At 54.0% G+C, this 15,226-nt stretch carries 13 protein-coding genes; 4 read left to right on the top strand and 9 right to left on the bottom strand.

Features of this window, described 5'->3' with window-relative positions; all coding sequences use genetic code 11:
• Nucleotides 1-35: 35 nt before the first annotated feature.
• The 9 genes from bamA to rpsB all read right to left on the bottom strand — a co-directional run bounded on the left by bamA (nucleotide 36) and on the right by rpsB (nucleotide 9,987).
• A complete protein-coding gene (bamA, locus tag ABA45_RS06050) occupies nucleotides 36-2,357 on the bottom strand; it encodes an outer membrane protein assembly factor BamA (RefSeq protein WP_048384742.1) in 2,322 nt (773 codons plus the stop codon).
• A 42-nt stretch (nucleotides 2,358-2,399) separates the two neighbouring features.
• Entirely contained in the window at nucleotides 2,400-3,749 is a 1,350-nt protein-coding gene (rseP, locus tag ABA45_RS06045; RefSeq protein WP_048384741.1) for an RIP metalloprotease RseP, read from the bottom strand.
• A gap of 39 nt (nucleotides 3,750-3,788) precedes the next feature.
• The gene (gene ispC, locus ABA45_RS06040) at nucleotides 3,789-4,982 is read right to left on the bottom strand and encodes a 1-deoxy-D-xylulose-5-phosphate reductoisomerase (RefSeq protein WP_227506144.1); all 1,194 of its coding nucleotides are present in this window, start codon (nucleotides 4,980-4,982) and stop codon (nucleotides 3,789-3,791) included.
• Complete coding sequence (locus ABA45_RS06035; RefSeq protein ID WP_048384739.1) at nucleotides 4,979-5,821, bottom strand: phosphatidate cytidylyltransferase; 843 nt, start codon at nucleotides 5,819-5,821, stop codon at nucleotides 4,979-4,981. Before ABA45_RS06035 ends, ispC begins: the two co-directional genes overlap by 4 nt.
• A gap of 24 nt (nucleotides 5,822-5,845) precedes the next feature.
• Nucleotides 5,846-6,613 carry a polyprenyl diphosphate synthase gene (gene uppS / locus ABA45_RS06030; RefSeq protein WP_048384738.1) on the bottom strand — a complete coding sequence of 256 codons (768 nt, stop codon included), beginning with the start codon at nucleotides 6,611-6,613 and terminating at the stop codon, nucleotides 5,846-5,848.
• A gap of 66 nt (nucleotides 6,614-6,679) precedes the next feature.
• Nucleotides 6,680-7,237 carry a ribosome recycling factor gene (gene frr / locus ABA45_RS06025; RefSeq protein WP_048384737.1) on the bottom strand — a complete coding sequence of 186 codons (558 nt, stop codon included), beginning with the start codon at nucleotides 7,235-7,237 and terminating at the stop codon, nucleotides 6,680-6,682.
• A gap of 90 nt (nucleotides 7,238-7,327) precedes the next feature.
• Nucleotides 7,328-8,056, bottom strand: a complete 729-nt coding sequence (gene pyrH, locus ABA45_RS06020) for a UMP kinase (protein ID WP_014870451.1) — start codon at nucleotides 8,054-8,056, stop codon at nucleotides 7,328-7,330.
• 190 nt (nucleotides 8,057-8,246) lie between these two features.
• Nucleotides 8,247-9,116 (bottom strand): translation elongation factor Ts, encoded by an 870-nt coding sequence (gene tsf / locus ABA45_RS06015; RefSeq protein ID WP_048384736.1) that lies wholly within the window; start codon nucleotides 9,114-9,116, stop codon nucleotides 8,247-8,249.
• 127 nt (nucleotides 9,117-9,243) lie between these two features.
• Entirely contained in the window at nucleotides 9,244-9,987 is a 744-nt protein-coding gene (gene rpsB, locus ABA45_RS06010; RefSeq protein ID WP_048384735.1) for a 30S ribosomal protein S2, read from the bottom strand.
• Between the two features lie 268 nt (nucleotides 9,988-10,255).
• Between rpsB and map the strand changes: the two genes are divergently transcribed.
• Genes map through ABA45_RS05990 form a run of 4 tightly spaced genes read left to right on the top strand, consistent with a single transcriptional unit; the run spans nucleotide 10,256 to nucleotide 15,218 of the window.
• Nucleotides 10,256-11,026 carry a type I methionyl aminopeptidase gene (gene map / locus ABA45_RS06005; RefSeq protein WP_014870448.1) on the top strand — a complete coding sequence of 257 codons (771 nt, stop codon included), beginning with the start codon at nucleotides 10,256-10,258 and terminating at the stop codon, nucleotides 11,024-11,026.
• Complete coding sequence (locus ABA45_RS06000) at nucleotides 11,027-13,672, top strand: [protein-PII] uridylyltransferase (RefSeq protein WP_048384734.1); 2,646 nt, start codon at nucleotides 11,027-11,029, stop codon at nucleotides 13,670-13,672. It begins immediately after the preceding gene.
• Nucleotides 13,669-14,874, top strand: coding sequence for a succinyldiaminopimelate transaminase (dapC, locus tag ABA45_RS05995; RefSeq protein ID WP_048384733.1), 1,206 nt, complete (start codon nucleotides 13,669-13,671; stop codon nucleotides 14,872-14,874). Before ABA45_RS06000 ends, dapC begins: the two co-directional genes overlap by 4 nt.
• Nucleotides 14,874-15,218: an ArsC family reductase gene (locus tag ABA45_RS05990; protein ID WP_048388737.1), complete on the top strand. Its 345-nt coding sequence runs from the start codon at nucleotides 14,874-14,876 to the stop codon at nucleotides 15,216-15,218. The genes dapC and ABA45_RS05990 overlap by 1 nt, the downstream gene beginning before the upstream one ends.
• Nucleotides 15,219-15,226 lie beyond the last annotated feature (8 nt).

Below are 15,226 nucleotides of genomic sequence, written 5' to 3'. Positions count from 1 at the left end.
TTTCATTTTTATGATAAATCTCGTTTGAAAACATGCTAGAACGTCTGACCCAATGAGAACTGGAATACTTGGGTATCGTCACCAGGTTCGTCGTTCAACGGTTTAGCCAGGCTGAACGCCAGAGGACCTACCGCGGTAATCCATTGGAAGCCGATACCCGCGGAGAAACGTACTTCACCGAGGTTCGGGCTAAAATCACGATCTGTGTCGAATACCTGGCCGCCATCAAGGAATATCGAGGTGCGCATTGAGCGAGTATCGCCAGCAAAAGGTGTTGGCAGTATCAGCTCCACACCCGCTTCTGTGAGCAGGTTACCACCGAAAGGATCGGGATCGGAAAGGTCCAGCGGATTGCTATTCTGCGCGCGGCGACCCAGAGAGTTGGCTCGAAAGCCACGAACCGATCCAAAACCGCCAGAATAGTAATGCTCATAAAACGGCATCACGGTACGGTCACCATAACCATCACCGTAGCCAATTTCGGTGCGGGTACGCAGAACCCAGCGCTGGGAGTCGGTCAACGGGAAGTAGAAGTCGGTTTTGTGCCCAACCTTATAGAAGGTCAGATCACTACCCGGCACCGCAACGTCTAGCGACAGCGATTGGCTATAACCATCCGAAGGAAGAACGCCGCGGTTCAAGGTGCTCTGTCGCCAACTGCCGAACAAGAAAAAGTTATTGAAGGCATCACCCTCTTCGGCAATAAAATCTCTCACTTCCTGAGCACTGAAGATACCCTCTTTCACTTTTGACAGGGTGTAACCGGCGCCGAAATTCAAGCGCGTGATGCTATCAATGGGATAGCCGAAAGTAACGCGCGCACCGTATTCATCCAACAGGTAGGACGAGATATCTTCTTCTTCGTAGTTCGTTTCACGGGCAAACACACTGAAACCGCGACTAACACCGTCAACGGTATAATACGGATCGAGGTAAGACACATTGGCACTCTTGACAGAGTCGCTAAGATTTACCCCAAACGACACCCGCTTACCAGTTCCGAAAAAGTTATTTTCAGAAACACTGGCGCCAAGGATAATACCGGAATCCTGAGAGAAACCAACAGAGGCAGACAGGCTACCGGTGGGCTGCTCTTCAACGCTGTAGTTTACGTCTACCAAATCATCTGTGCCTGGCACCGGCACGGTGTCCACATTTACGCCTTTGAAAAAGCCCAGGCGCTCAAGTTGAACCTTGGAGTATTCGATCCGGTCAGTGGACGCAATGCCACCTTCCATCTGGGTCATTTCCTGGCGCAACACATTGTCGCGAGTGGACACGTTGCCCGAGAAGTTCACCCGGCGCACGTAAGCGCGTTTGCCCGGCTCGACAAAGAAGGTCACCGCTGCGGTCCCGTCTTCGGACGTTTCAGGTACCGCGTTCACATCAGCAAACGCGTAGCCTTCCCGACCCAGACGGAATGACAAACTGTCGGAAATAGCAGTCATCTGGGCACGCGAAAACACATCGCCCACTTTTACCGGGATCAGATCAAGCAATTCTTGCTCCGGTACAATAAGGTTGCCGCGTAAGCGAATGTCAGACAGCGTGTACTGGCGACCTTCGTTCAGTGCGATAACGATGAACACCTTTTGCTTGTCTGGCGATATGGACACTTGGCTGGATTCTACGCTGAAATCCAGAAAACCGCGGTCTAGGTAAAACGACCGAAGGGTTTCCAAGTCGCCACTCAAACGCTCTCGGGCGTACTTGTCAGAGTTAGTAATAGAGTTCCACCAGCCGGTGCTTTGCAGCTCAAGCAGGTCTTTTAGCTCATCATCGCTATATTCCAGGTTACCAACCAAGTTAATGTGATGAATCGCGGCAACACTGCCCTCGTTAATATCAAGACTGATATCAACGCGGTTGCTGGGTAACTCATTGGCCATGGCTTTAACGCGAGCATTATACCGGCCTTGGCCAATGTACGAACGCAGAATCTCCAGCTCTAGCCGTTCAAGTGTTGCACGGCGGAAAACCTGGCCTTCTTCGAGGCCTGCCCCCGAAAGCGCGTCTTTAAGAATATCCGTTTCGATATTCTTGTTGCCGTCAATTTTGATGGCGCTGATCGACGGGCGCTCGCGCACGGTCAAAATCAGCGCACCAGAATCACGGCTGGCCTGGATGTCTGTAAACAAGCCTGTACGGAACAGCGACTTTATGGCATCTGCCAGCTCGGCGCCGTCAACCTGTTCGCCAATGTTGATCGGGAAGGAACCAAAAACCGTACCCGCAGATACGCGCTGAAGGCCTTCAACTTCAATGTCCGATATTGTGAATGTGTCCGCAAGCGCGGGTTTCATGCCGAGTGTGGCCACTGTCAGGCCAACGGCTAAACCTAGAAGAGTAAGTCTCATTCAAATATTTCGCCTGGTTAATGCGCTAAGGGGCCGCAATTCTCACAACCGCATAAGGTCGTTGTAAAGGGCAAACACCATTAAAGTCAGTATCAAAGCCATACCAATTCGTAATCCAATGGCCTGCACCTGCTCAGACACCGGTTTACGACGGATCGCCTCGATCGTGTAGTACAAAATATGACCACCATCAAGCACCGGCACTGGCAGCAGATTCAGCACGCCAAGGCTGACACTCAAATAGGCCAAAAACCGCACAAAATCTTCAAATCCGGAACTCACGCTGGCTTCGGCAACAAGGGCAATGGTAATAGGCCCGCTCAGGTTGCTTGGCGACAACAATCCGGTCAGCATTTTCTTGATAGCGACCAGCGTCAAGCGAGTGTCTGCCCAGGTTTCTTCAACCGCAACCGGAAACGCCGCCAGCGGACCATAGCTAATTTCGCGAAGGCTGCTTTCCGGCCACTCCGGTACCTGAACACCGGCCCCGATCAAGCCAATGGTTTCACCATCGTCTGCGGTTTTTGCCGCGGGAACAATGTTCAGCATGCGTTCGGCGCCTTCGCGCTCAAAACGCAGCACCAGGCTCTGCTCTGGCGATTTGCGAATATGCTCAACCAGGCCAAACCAGTCTTCGACTGGATCGCCATCTACCGCGATTATGCGATCACCCGACTGAAGGCCGGCAGCGCTGGCACGGCCGCCTGCAGAGATCACCCCCAGCACCGGCGGTATAGCCGGGCGGTTGGGCACGATACCAAATTCGCCAAGTGGGTCTGGAGTGTCGGTGCTTAGACTCCACCCGCCCAATTCGCCTTGTAATAAGCCTTGGCCCTGGCCGCCGGTTATCGCGAAGCTCACTGTACCATGTTCGCCGGCGCGCTCCAGCAGGCGCATGTTAACGCTGCGCCAAGAGCTAACACCGTGACCGTCAACTTCCGTCAACTCCATACCTGGTGCAAGGCCTACACGCTCAGCCACTGAGCCCGGTGTTACCGAACCAACAATAGGCGCAACCGTGGTCACGCCGACCACCGCCAGCAGCCAGTAAGCGGCGATGGCAAATATAAAGTTGGCTGCGGGGCCGGCAGCCGCTATTGCAATCCGCTGATACGGCGACTTCGAGGTAAAAGCCTGATCGATCAGCTCCGGCGACACCGGACCTTCGCGGGCGTCCAGCATTTTTACGTAGCCACCCAACGGAATCGCAGCCACGGCAAACTCAGTGCCATGGCGGTCATACCAAGACCACAGAGGTTTCCCAAAGCCCACCGAAAAACGCAGAACCTTTACGCCAAAACGGCGGGCTACCCAGAAATGCCCGTATTCATGGATGGTCACCAGAATACCCAGCGTTAGCACCAGCGAAAGAATGGTCTCAATGATTTGCATAGCGCCCCTTGGAATGATGGCTATCGTAAAAATCCGACTCTACTTTTCGCACGCCAGTTTTGTCACACAGGCGTAGGCGAACTGCCGCGCTTCAGAATCTTTACTGAAAATTATGTCAAAGCTGTCGGCCGGAACGGCAGCAACGGCGGATAAGGTTTGACCTATGATAGCGGGGATGTCAGTAAAGCGAACCCTGCCCTGTAAAAAAGCTTCCACCGCGACCTCGTTGGCGGCATTGAGCACTGCCGGTGCGGTACCTCCTGTTTTAAAGGCTTCTGCGGCCAGGCGCAAACACGGAAAACGCTTGGTATCAGGGCGCTCAAAGTGAAGTCGGCCAATAGCAAACAGGTCTAGCGGTGCTACGCCAGCATCGATACGCTCTGGCCAGGCCAAGCCGTTAGCAATCGGCGTACGCATGTCCGGACTGCCCAACTGCGCCAGTACCGAGCCGTCGGCGTATTCAACCATAGAGTGGATAATACTCTCCGGATGAACGTGCACTTCAATTTTTTCCGGCGAAATATTGAACAGCCAACAGGCTTCGATCAACTCCAGCCCTTTATTCATAAGGGTGGCAGAATCAACAGATATTTTTCGACCCATGGACCAGTTGGGGTGGGCGCATGCCTGCTCAGGCGTTACCAGTGCCATGTCCGCCGCTGGCATTTCACGGAAAGGCCCGCCTGAGGCGGTCAGCAAAATACGGGTGATGCCCGCGGCATCGGGCTGGCGAATACGGCCGGCCGGTATGCACTGAAATATGGCGTTGTGCTCGGAATCAATGGGCAGCAATTCAGCGCCCGATTCCTCTACAGCGTCCATGAACAAGCGCCCGGACATCACTAGCGCTTCTTTGTTGGCCAGTAAAACTCGCTTACCAGCACGCACCGCGGCAAGAGTCGACGGCAAACCAGCCGCACCCACAATGGCCGCCATCACCGTATCAACTCCCGGGCTAGTCGCCGCCTCACTCAGGCCGGCTTCACCGGCCAACACTCTTACATGCGGTAAGTCAGACAAGGCCTCGCGTAATTTTTCAGCCGCCGGCCCATCAGCCATTACCGCAATGGCTGGTTCAAATTCACGGCACAAAGTAGCCATTGCTTCAACGCTTGAGCAAGCTGTCAGAGCGTACACTGAAAAACGCTGTGGGTGACGACGCACTACTTCCAGCGTACTTAAACCGATAGAGCCGGTGGCCCCCAGTACTGATAGATGACGGCGTTGCATCAAGAGACGTGCCCAACATTAAGCCAACCAAGTTGAATAACAAGCAGGGTAAATATGGGTATAGCCGCAGTCAGACTGTCTATGCGATCCATAATACCGCCGTGTCCGGGAAGCAACCGGCTGCTGTCTTTAATGCCGCGAAAGCGCTTAAGCATGCTTTCGAACAAGTCACCCAGCACCGACACAACGGCGGTCACAACGGAAACAATAATCAAAGCAACCGATTGCCCAGCCCCGGCGCCAAGTGTTTGACTGACCACCAGTGCAAAAACCGCAACCGCTGCCAAGCCGCCCCAGACTCCGGCCCAGGATTTACCCGGACTGACCCGAGGCGCTAGCTTGGCATTGCCAAATTTACGACCAGAAAAATACGCTCCAATGTCTGCCACCCACACCAGCGCAAACACATACAGAATCAACAACAGGTTGTTATCGGTCAACGCAAATTTGAACTCGCCGTTGCGCAAATAATTCAAGCCAACCCAAGCCGGCACCAACACCAGCAGGCCCATGGTCGCCCGTGCAGAAACAGATCCCCAACGCGCAGAATTTTTGGGATAAGACGCCACAAGACCAAAACCGGCCAGCCACCAAAGCAACGCTAACCAGAGCACACCCTGTGCAGTCATTGTGTATAGAGCCGCCAATAACAGCAATACAGCGGCGCTGTAGCCAACGCGTGCAGGCTGATTTATAAGCCCCGCCATATTGGCCCATTCCCAGGCACCCAGGGCAATCAGCGCGGCGGTAAAAATCGCAAAACCCACAGGTGGCAGAAAGAAAACGCCACCAATAGCAATGGGCGCCAGAATCAGCGCAGTAATTATTCGGGTTTTAAGCACAGTGAACCTGCTCTTGCTGTGTTATCAGAGCGACGATCGGGCCGCAACCTGGTCATCCGTCTGGCCAAAACGTCTTTGCCTTGCGGCGTAAACGGCCAGCGCTTCCTGCATCTGCGGTTGCTTGAAGTCCGGCCAAAAAACCGGCGAGAAATAGAACTCGGTATACGCCAGGTGCCACAACATAAAATTGCTTATGCGCTGTTCGCCGGCGGTACGAATCATCAAGTCTGGCGTAGGCAAATCACCCAAGCTCAAGTGGCTTTGAATCAGGTCTTCGGTTATATCCGATGGCTGCAATTGACCGCTTGCGACTTTTCTGGCAATTTTACGCGTGGCTTCCGTGATGTCCCATTGGCCACCGTAATTGGCGGCGATGACGAGAGTCATCGCTGTATTGTCAGCGGTGAGTGTTTCGGCTTTCGCCATCAAATTCTGTAACAGCGGACTGAATGCCGAGCGTTCACCAATAAGACGCAAGCAAATGTTGTTGCGATGCAGTTTGCGCACTTCGCGCTCCAACGCAAACACAAACAGTTTCATCAATGCGGAGACTTCGTCTTGCGGGCGGCGCCAGTTTTCACTGGAAAACGCAAACAGAGTAACAACCTCAACGCCCTCGCGGGCACAGGTTTCCACCACGGCGCGGACGGCGTCAACGCCCGCCTTGTGACCGGCCACACCTTTAAGACGTCGGGCCTTGGCCCAACGATTGTTACCGTCCATGATAACGGCAACATGTTTGGGCCGGTTTGGTGCCGATTCCGGAATTGCTGCGGAAACAGTTGCGGTCATAAGATCCCCTGTGCGGCCACCGCGCCTTATGGCAACCGTGAGTGTTGTATCCTCAAGATGCCGGCATCAAACCGCCATCAAATCCTCTTCTTTGGCTTTCAAGAACTTTTCCACTTCCGCAATAAAGCGGTCAGTCAGTTTTTGCACTTCTTCCTCGCCGCGACGCTCGTCGTCTTCGCTGATGTCTTTGTCTTTCAGCAGCTCTTTTAACGTGCTGTTGGCATCGCGACGGGCGTTGCGCACTGAAACCCGGCCGTGTTCTGCGTCAGCGCGGGCCTGCTTGACCATATTTTTACGGGTTTCCTCGGTCAGCATCGGCATAGGCAACCGAATAAGATCACCGCTGGTTGACGGGTTAAGACCCAAATCAGAGGTCATGATGGCCTTTTCAATCTGCGGAACCATGTTCTTTTCCCAAGGTGACACCGTCAATGTACGGCTGTCTTCCACAGTTACCGAGGCTACCTGCCTCAACGGCGTTTCCTGGCCGTAATAGTTCACCATCACGCTGTCCAGAATGGAAGGATGCGCGCGGCCGGTTCGGATTTTGTTAAACGCTGACGCCAGAGCTTCGATGCTCTTGGTCATTTTGGTTTCAGCTTCCGTTTTGATCTCGTTAATCACTTGCCAACCCTCGATTTTTTCGTAAAACCGGACCCTGCCGGATTATTCAATCAACTGTCCGATCGATCAGTCAATCAACTATTCAATCGGTTATTCAATAAGAGTACCTACTTTTTCGCCTGTCACGATGCGGGTCAGAACGCCGGGGCTATTCATATCGAATACCCGCAACGGCATACCGTGGTCGCGCGCCAGACAGATGGCTGTTAAGTCCATCACGCCCAATTTTTTATCCAATACTTCATCATAAGTCAGAGAATCGTATTTTACCGCCGTGCTGTCCAGGTAGGGGTCGGCTGAATACACGCCGTCTACCTTGGTGCCCTTCAGCACCGCGTCGGCTTCAATTTCGATACCGCGCAAGCAGGCCGCAGAATCGGTAGTAAAGAAGGGGTTGCCGGTACCTGCACAGAAAATAACCACGTCTCCATCTTTAAGATCGCGCACAGCGCGGCGGCGATCGTAATGCTCCACAATACCACTCATGGGGATGGCAGACATAACACGGGTGCGGATGTTGGAACGTTCCAGGGCGTCACGCATGGCCAGACCGTTCATTACGGTGGCCAACATGCCCATGTGGTCGCCGCTAACGCGGTCCATACCAGCAGCGCTCAAGGCTTCGCCACGGAACAGATTGCCGCCACCAATTACCAGGCCAACCTGCACACCAATACCAATCAGCGCACCAATTTCCAGCGCCATGCGGTCCAGAACCTTGGGATCAATACCGAAACCAAGATCACCCATCAGGGCCTCACCGCTGAGCTTTAACAGGATACGCTTGTATCTGGGCTGAGTTTTGAACGTTGTCGACATGCGGATCCCCTTCTGGTCTATTGGCTGCAGCGCAAAGCGGCGGCGCGATGCGGCAGGCTTGTATTTGACATAACCCTCGGCAAAAAAAGGGACATCTCAGATACAAGCCCGCCACGAGAGCCGGAAAACCGGCTAACGTGGCAGACTTGAACGAAGCTACCGATCAATCAGGCAGCTTCCGAAGCTGAAATCAGCCTTTGTTGATACCGGATGCGGCAGCAACCTCGGCAGCAAAGTCAACTTCTTCCCGCTCAATGCCTTCGCCTACTTCTACTCGAAGGAAACCAATCAGCTCGCCACCGGCCGCTGTCACCAGCTGACCCACGGTTTGCTCCGGGTTTTTAACGAATGGCTGCTCAATCAGGCTGTTTTCAGCCAAGTATTTCTTGATGCGACCGCCCATCATTTTTTCAACGATTTCAGCCGGCTTGCCTGCCATATCCGGCTGCGCCTTGATGATCGCCTTTTCTTGCTCCAGCTCTTCAACCGGCATGTCTTCAGGCTTGGCGATGCGCGGGTTTACCGCAGCAACGTGCATGGCGATATCGCGGGCCAGCTCTGCGTCACCTGCGGTCAAAGCAACCACGGCCGCAATCTTGTTGGTGCTGTGAACGTAGCCGCCCACAACCGCGCCTTCAATGCGCACAATGCGACGTACACTGATGTTTTCGCCGATTTTCTGGACCAGCGCTTCGCGCTTGGACTCCAGATCGCCCGCCATCAACACAGCAACGTCGGTTTCGTTCTTTTTGAACGCAACTTCTAGCACTTCGTTGGCGAAATTGATGAAGTTATCATCGCGGGCAACAAAGTCGGTTTCGGAGTTCACTTCCAAAATCAGGCCCACGGTGTGGTCGTCTGAAATCTTGATTAGCGAAACACCTTCAGCGGCGGTACGGCCGGCTTTTTTAGCAGCCTTCAGGCCAGATGATTTGCGCAGCTCTTCAATCGCGGCGTCTACACTGCCTTCCGATTCAACCAAAGCTTTTTTGCATTCCATCATGCCAAGGCCGGTGCGCTCACGCAGCTCTTTGACCATTGCAGCGGTAATAGCAGCCATGTCGGGTCCTCTTAAAATTTCCGAATTCGGTAGGAAAACCTGCCCGGAACCTGTCCGGGCACGCTTTGAATCTCAGAGCAAATCAAGCGTTGCTCTCAAGCTCTATTCTACAGCAGGCACTCAAGCCTTATTCTGCAGCAGGTGCTGCGCTTGGAGCTTCTTCGCTAATTTCAACAAACTCGTCTGCGCCAACGTTGACCGACTCCAGGCAGGTGTCGGCAACCGCTTTCACGTAAATCTGGATAGCGCGGATGGCGTCATCGTTACCCGGAATTACATAATCAACACCGTCAGGGTTGCTGTTGGTGTCAACCACACCAATAACAGGAATACCCAACTTGTTGGCTTCCTTGATAGCGATACGCTCGTGGTCAACGTCTATCACGAACAAGGCATCGGGCAGGCCGCCCATATCCTTGATACCACCAATAGAACGCTCAAGCTTGTCCATTTCGCGGCTGCGCTCAAGCGCTTCTTTCTTGGTCAGCTTGTCAAAAGTACCGTCTTTGCTCTGCGCTTGCAGTTCGCGGTAGCGGTGAATCGACTGACGAATGGTTTTGTAGTTGGTCAGCATGCCGCCCAACCAGCGGTGGTTCACAAAAGGTTGACCTGAACGCTCTGCTTCCTCTTTAATGATCTTCGCAGCGGCGCGCTTGGTACCTACGAACAGAATCTTGTTCTTGTTCTCGGTCAGCTGCGCAACGAATTTAAGAGCATTGTTCATAGCCGGAACGGTCTGTTCCAGGTTAATGATGTGAATCTTGTTACGGGCGCCGAAGATGTACTTCGACATTTTTGGATTCCAGTAGCGGGTCTGGTGTCCAAAGTGAGCACCTGCTTTAAGCAGGTCACGCATATGTACTTGAGCCATTATAGTTACCTTGTGACTTCGGGTTAGACCTCCACGAATCCGATTGCACCAACCTATGTGCGGTTTCAACAACCGCAGGCACCCTGGAGCAACGTGTCGACTCGTGTGTGAATTTGCTGGATTCGTTTCCAGCGGGCGCGTTTATACCATATTTATGGCGCACAATGCCATTAGTTTTGTGCTGAAGCCGCTTGTTCTCTGAAGTTGTACCTTGTGCCCATGAGCCTTAAAATAGCAGCTTGATTCATTTATTTTAATAGGAAAGCTGATGCAGGTCACCATTAAGACCCCGGAAGACATAGCAAAAATGCGCGTAGCCGGAAAGCTGGCCGCGGAAGTTCTGGAGATGATCCACGAGCACGTCAAACCCGGCGTGACCACCGAACATCTAAACCAGCTCTGCCACGACTACATTGTGAACGTGCAGCAAGCTATTCCGGCGCCGCTGAACTACAAGGGCTTCCCGAAATCCATCTGCACATCGGTGAACCACGTGGTTTGCCACGGCATTCCCACCGAGCAAAAAGTGCTGAAAGACGGTGACATCATCAATATTGATGTCACCGTTATAAAAGATGGCTACCACGGCGACACCAGTAAAATGTGGGCGGTTGGTACACCCAAGCCCGGCACCGAGCGCTTGATCCAGATTACCCAAGAGTGCATGTATAAAGGTATCGAACTGGTTAAGCCCGGGGCACGCCTTGGCGATATAGGCCATGTAATCCAACAGCACGCTGAAAAGCACCGGTTCTCTGTGGTTCGTGACTATTGTGGCCACGGCATTGGCCAGGTGTTTCATGAAGAGCCCCAGGTAATGCATTACGGCAAAGCCGGCACAGGCCTGGAGCTAAAGGAAGGAATGATTTTCACCATCGAACCGATGATCAATCAAGGCAAGTACCACACCAAACTGCTGCCAGACGAATGGACCGCGGTCACCAAAGACCGCAAACTTTCAGCCCAGTGGGAACACACCATTCTGGTGACTGCAGACGGTCATGAAGTGTTGACCAAACGCAAAGAAGAGTCGTTTTAAATGGCAGCGGGCGAGCTGGAACACCGCATTAGCCATGACGCTTCACCGGTTTCCGCCGCCCGCACGCTGTTGCAGGAGCGACAGCAGGCAGACGCGGCCGCTTTTGAACAGGGCGCGGATATTCGAGCACTGGTAAAAGCACGCTCTGACACGGTCGATACCGTGTTGCTCCATATCTGGAATCGCTATCCGCTAGCGCGCTCCAACAACGTGGCGTTAATTGCCGTGGGCGGTTACGGCCGCGGCGAGCTGCACCCCTACTCCGACATTGACTTGCTGATTCTGACCCGCACGGGCACCGCCCCCGAATGGCGTGATGACCTTGGCGCGTTCATTACCCTGTTGTGGGACTTGAAGCTGGACATTGGCCACAGCGTACGCAGCATTGACGAAAGTACCGATGCCGCTCGCGGCGACATCACCATTCTGACCAACCTGCTGGAAACCCGCACCATCGCCGGGCCAGACGATTTACGCAGGGAACTGTCAGAGTTGGCTTTCTCAGATGAAATAAGCACCGACCGCGAGTATTTCATTGCCAAGCGTGCAGAGCAGGAAGAGCGCCACACCAAGTACAGCAACACCGAATACAATCTGGAACCTAATATAAAAGGCGCCCCCGGCGCGTTGCGCGACATCCAGACCATCGGTTGGATAACCAAACGCCACTTCGGCTTGCACAGCACGGCTGACCTAACCCAGTTCAGCGTGCTGACCGAAGACGAGCACCAGGTTCTGCGCAAGGGTGAGACCCTGCTGTGGCGGCTTCGATACGGGCTGCAGCTGCTGGCCAAACGCAATGAAAACCGCCTACTATTTGACTATCAGCGCGGCTTGGCCAATATGCTGGGCTTCCAGGATAAAGGCGAGCGCCTGGGCGTTGAACTGATGATGCAATCGTACTACCGCGCAGTGTTGGCTCTGGCCGAGCTGACCGACGTGATTTTGCAGCATTATGATGAGGCCATTTTGGGCAGTGGACAGGAAGACGTTATACAGCCCATTAACAAGCGTTTCCAGATTCGCAATCACTATATTGAAGCCATCAACAACCAAGTATTCGCCTACGCGCCCTTCGCGATTATGGAGTTGTTTGTACTAATGGCGCAGAACCCGGCTATTCGCGGCATACGCGCTACCACTATTCGTTCACTGCGGGCCCACCGCCACCTGATTGACGACGCCTTTCGCGCGAATTTGGCGGTCACATCGTTGTTTATGGAACTGCTGCGTACGCCAGACAAGCTCGATCAAACTCTGGTTACCATGAAGAAATACAGCGTGCTGGGCCGATACTTGCCGGAATTTGGCCGCATTATCGGGCAGATGCAACACGACCTGTTCCATATTTACACGGTGGACGCGCATACAATGGGCGTTATCCGTAACATGGTGCGCCTGCACAACTCCACCAACAGTGAAGACTACCCGCTAGCCTCAAGGCTGATTCATCGTCTGCCAAAACTGGAAACTCTGTTTATTGCCGGGCTCTATCACGATGTAGCCAAAGGTCGCGGTGGCGATCATTCAGAGCTGGGCGCTATTGACGCCGAAGCCTTCTGCAAGCGCCACCATCTGAGCGATCGCGACACCCAACTGGCGTCTTGGCTGGTGGAAAATCATCTGCTGATGTCGATGACAGCCCAACGCAAAGACATTTCTGACCCGGACATCATTCACGAGTTTGCCCGCGCTGTGCTCAGCCAGGCGCACCTGGATTACCTGTACATTCTGACCGTATGCGACATTAGCGCCACCAACCCCAAACTTTGGAACACGTGGCGCGCCTCGCTGCTAAGGCAGCTGTATGTAGAAACAGAAAGGGCTCTGCGCCGCGGCACTGATACCCGCATAGATCGTCAGGAGTGGGTCAACGCTACACAATCCGAGGCCCGTGAGATTCTGCGCGCCCAGCATTTCAGCGACGTCCAGATTGATAATCTATGGAACACGGTAGACGAAGATTATTTTCTTCAGGACTCCACCATCGACATCGCCTGGCAAACCGCGGCCATTATCCGCCATGGCGATGATGCAGACCCACTGGTGCTTATTCGTGATACCCGCGGTGGTCCGACTGACGGTTATTCACAGATCATCATTTATATGAAAAACCGCACCGCTTCGTTTGCCGCCACGACTGCGGTGTTGGAGCAATTGAATCTGAATATTGTGGATGCCCGTATTAGCTCCAGTGACGGGCCTTGGTCCATCAGCTCCTACGTGGTGCTGGACGACCACGGCCAACCCCTGGGGATAGACCCGGATCGCAAAGAACGGGTAAGAAGTCGGCTGATTGAAGAACTGGACGACCCCGAGGACTACCCGGACATTATCCACCGACGCACGCCAAGGCAGTTGAAGCACTTTGCTTTTCCCACTGAGGTACTGCTGTCTAACGACAGCTTTAATCTGCGCACTGTGTTGGAAGTAATCACCCCCGACCGCCCCGGCCTGCTGGCCCGGATAGGGCAGGTTCTGTTGGAGCACAAGGTACGCCTGACCACCGCAAAAATTGCTACGCTAGGCGAACGAGTGGAAGACGTATTCTTTGTGACCGACGAGAACGGTAACGCGCTTTGCGACCCCGCTGCCTGCCAGGCCTTGCAGGACGACTTGTGTAAAACTTTGGATAACATTCGATGAACCCCGATTTAGACCGACTTCACCCCTACCCGTTTGAAAAACTGGCAAAGTTGAAAGCCGGCGTGACCGGGCCCGCGCACTTGGATTCCATTTCCCTGGGTATTGGTGAGCCCAAGCACCCTGCACCGGAGTTTATAAAGCAGGTAGTAGCAGACAATCTAGCCCGGCTTGGTAACTACCCCACCACAAAAGGCACCGACGAGCTGCGCGAAGCCATCAGCCAATGGGCCACAAAACGCTTTGCGTTGGCACCAGGCTCGCTAACCGCAGCCCACCATATAGTGCCGGTGAACGGCACCCGCGAAGGCATTTTCTCACTGGTGCAGGCGGTGGTCGACCGTAGCAAAGCAGCCACAGTGGTCAGCCCAAACCCGTTTTATCAGGTCTATGAAGGCGCAGCTTTCCTGGCCGGTGCCACACCGGTTTACCTGGCCTGCGACGGCAGCAATAGCTTCATTCCGGATTTTGATGCCATTGACCCGCAGGTCTGGCAGCAGTGCCAGGTTCTGTTTTTATGCTCGCCGGGCAACCCAAGCGGGTCAGTTATTCCACGCGCCACCCTGGTCCGGGTGCTTGAATTGGCTGATGAGCACGACTTTATTGTGGCCTCCGATGAGTGCTACACCGAACTTTACCCGGATGAAGCCAACCCTCCTGAAGGCTTGCTGCAGACGTGCGCAGCCATTGGCCGCAACGATTTTGCCCGCTGCGTGGTGTTCCATAGCTTGTCTAAACGAAGCAATCTGCCAGGCCTTCGCTCTGGTTTTGTTGCCGGTGATGCGCACATTCTTGAAGGCTTCTTGAAATACCGCACCTACCACGGCTGCGCCATGCCCATCCACAACCAATTGGCCAGCATTGCCGCCTGGGGCGACGAAGAGCACGTAAAAGAAAACCGCCGCGCTTATCGCGCCAAGTTTGAAGCCGTCGTGCCTATTTTACGCCAGGTGATGGACGTCGATTTTCCAGACGCCGGGTTCTATTTATGGCCGCAAACTCCGGCGGGAATGAATGACGAAGTGTTTGCCCGTGAGCTTTCGGCGCAACAAAATGTACACGTGCTTCCAGGACGTTACCTGTCGCGCACTGTGGATGGCTACAACCCGGGTGAAAACCGCATACGCATGGCGTTAGTGGCGCCTTTGCAGGAGTGCGTCGAAGCTGCGGAGCGAATTGTGGCTTTTGTAAGAGCAAATTCGTGATAAAACTGTACGGCATCCGCAACTGTGACACGGTAAAAAAGGCCCGAAAATGGCTAGACGAGCGCCGCATTGAATACCAGTTTCATGATTTCAAAAAAGACGGATTGAGCAGCGAGCTGCTTGCCGCTTGGGAGCATTCGGCCGGCTGGGAGGCCCTGCTAAACCGCCGCGGCACTACCTGGCGCAAATTGCCAGAGGGCATTCGTGAGGGCATCGATGCGGCTTCCGCCCATTACGTCATCTTGGAAAACCCTTCTATCATCAAACGGCCCGTGGTGGAGTTTCAAGGTGCGGTGACGGTCGGCTTTAATGCCGACGACTGGGCAGCGCGCTTTAATCACTGACATTAGCC

This window comes from Marinobacter psychrophilus, assembly GCF_001043175.1.
GTDB lineage: Bacteria > Pseudomonadota > Gammaproteobacteria > Pseudomonadales > Oleiphilaceae > Marinobacter > Marinobacter psychrophilus.
The sequence above is the reverse complement of the archived record's forward strand: the minus strand, read 5'-3'. Positions and strand labels throughout refer to the sequence as shown.

Coding starts and splice junctions, on each gene's coding strand:
- uppS (WP_048384738.1), bottom strand. CDS start 6,613: ATGACCGCAACTGTTTCCGCAGCAATTCCGGAATCGGCACCAAACCGG.
- rseP (WP_048384741.1), bottom strand. CDS start 3,749: ATGCAAATCATTGAGACCATTCTTTCGCTGGTGCTAACGCTGGGTATT.
- pyrH (WP_014870451.1), bottom strand. CDS start 8,056: ATGTCGACAACGTTCAAAACTCAGCCCAGATACAAGCGTATCCTGTTA.
- bamA (WP_048384742.1), bottom strand. CDS start 2,357: ATGAGACTTACTCTTCTAGGTTTAGCCGTTGGCCTGACAGTGGCCACA.
- tsf (WP_048384736.1), bottom strand. CDS start 9,116: ATGGCTGCTATTACCGCTGCAATGGTCAAAGAGCTGCGTGAGCGCACC.
- rpsB (WP_048384735.1), bottom strand. CDS start 9,987: ATGGCTCAAGTACATATGCGTGACCTGCTTAAAGCAGGTGCTCACTTT.
- dapC (WP_048384733.1), top strand. CDS start 13,669: ATGAACCCCGATTTAGACCGACTTCACCCCTACCCGTTTGAAAAACTG.
- map (WP_014870448.1), top strand. CDS start 10,256: ATGCAGGTCACCATTAAGACCCCGGAAGACATAGCAAAAATGCGCGTA.
- ABA45_RS06000 (WP_048384734.1), top strand. CDS start 11,027: ATGGCAGCGGGCGAGCTGGAACACCGCATTAGCCATGACGCTTCACCG.